This window comes from Leuconostoc sp., from assembly GCF_965300815.1.
The window spans coordinates 1-1,668 of sequence record NZ_CBDKZH010000147.1; the positions used below are offsets into that span (position 1 = coordinate 1).

The 1,668-nt window shown below is 42.8% G+C and carries 1 protein-coding gene and 2 pseudogenes; all 3 read left to right on the forward strand.

Annotation, left to right across the window (positions count from 1 at the left end):
- Positions 1 to 224 (forward strand): annotated as a pseudogene (locus tag ACW12G_RS07425) (MATE family efflux transporter); the annotation flags it as partial.
- 93 nt (positions 225 to 317) lie between these two features.
- The gene (locus tag ACW12G_RS07430; protein ID WP_147001355.1) at positions 318 to 1,133 is read left to right on the forward strand and encodes an oxidoreductase; all 816 of its coding nucleotides are present in this window, start codon (positions 318 to 320) and stop codon (positions 1,131 to 1,133) included.
- A gap of 104 nt (positions 1,134 to 1,237) precedes the next feature.
- Positions 1,238 to 1,668: pseudogene (locus ACW12G_RS07435) on the forward strand (M20/M25/M40 family metallo-hydrolase); the annotation flags it as partial.

Sequence of the window (1,668 nt, forward strand, 5' to 3'; positions counted from 1 at the left end):
GGATGGGGGACACCAAAACACCCCTTTACAGCACAGCTTTTGGTATGTGGGTCACCCGTATTCTGGGCGTTATCCTATTAGCACAAATCTTAAAGTTAGGCATTGCTGGCGTCTGGTTGGCAATTGGGCTAGACTTGTATGTCCGCGCCATTTTCTTGTATGTCAATTTTAACCGAAAAATTCATCGGCTATCAGCCAAAACTCATAACCAAAATCAATCATAAAAAGGGTAGCCATTTGTCGCTGCTCTTTTTATTTTAGGCAACAAAATACGCTAGTTTTAAGTTATGATACTAATACAGACAAGGAGTTAAAACATGAAAAAAGTCATTCTCATTACTGGCGCAACAAGTGGTATCGGGTTTCAAACAGCTGAATATTTAAGTAACGCGGGAGACATTGTTTATGGGGCAGGTAGACGGCTTGATCGGTTAGAACAGTTACAACAAATCGGTGTTCATGGTGTTCAACTAGACGTCACAGATGAGCAGTCAATGGCATCGGTCGTTCAAGATATTATGACAAAGGAAGGGCGTATTGATGTTTTGATTAATAACGCTGGGTATGGTTCTTTTGGCGCAGTCGAAGATGTGGCGCTTTCGGAAGCTAGACAGCAATTTGAAGTCAATTTGTTTGGTCTTGCGCGGTTAACACAATTGGTATTGCCACATATGCGCAAGCAACATCAAGGCAAGATCATCAACGTGTCATCAATGGGTGGGCGCTTTACAAGTTACTTTGGTGCTTGGTATCATGCGACAAAATATGCACTAGAAAGTTTTAGTGACGCTTTGCGGATGGAAGTTAAGGCATTTGGCATTGATGTTGTCTTAATTGAACCAGGTGGTATCAAAACTGACTGGGGTATCATTGCAGCCGATCATTTAGCAGCATCTGCAAAAGATGGGGCATACGCACGTGCGGCTGAAAAAACCGCTGACGGATTGCGACGTCAATATAGTGGTAAGATGATGTCCGATCCAATGATCATTGCCAAAACAATCGCCAAAGCAATTGCTAAAAAGCACCCAAAGCCACGTTATCTCATTGGCTTTGGCGCCAAACCGTTAGTCTTTTTGCACACAATATTACCCACACGACTATTTGATAACATCATGATGCACTTGAGTTAATACTGATGTTTGTTGGTAGTGTGTGATGATTATATCAGGCGTTAAATCAGTGCGATGTGATTGACAATGTTAACATGATAGTAGAAACAGAAGGGACAAACCACATGGACACATTAAATCAATTACTTGCTGAATTAACCGCTGATGAGGCTGACATGATTGCGATTCGAAGACACTTACATCAACAGCCTGAAATTTCGTTTCAAGAAGCGGCGACGTCCCAGTATATCGCTGATTTTTATCAAGCGTTAGACTGCACTGTTTCCCGTGTGGGGGATGGCTTTGGGCTAGTGGTTGATATCAATCCGGACAAACCGGGCAAAAAATTAGCCATTCGTGCCGACTTTGATGCTTTAGCTGTCGTTGAGGACAATGAATTGCCCTTTAAGTCGCAAAATAAAGGTGTCATGCATGCATGTGGTCATGATGCGCATACCGCTTACTTAATGGTGCTAGCCCGCGAGTTAATTAAAATCAAAGATGATATCCCAGGAGCCATTCGGATTATTCACCAACCAGCAGAAGAGGTTGCCCC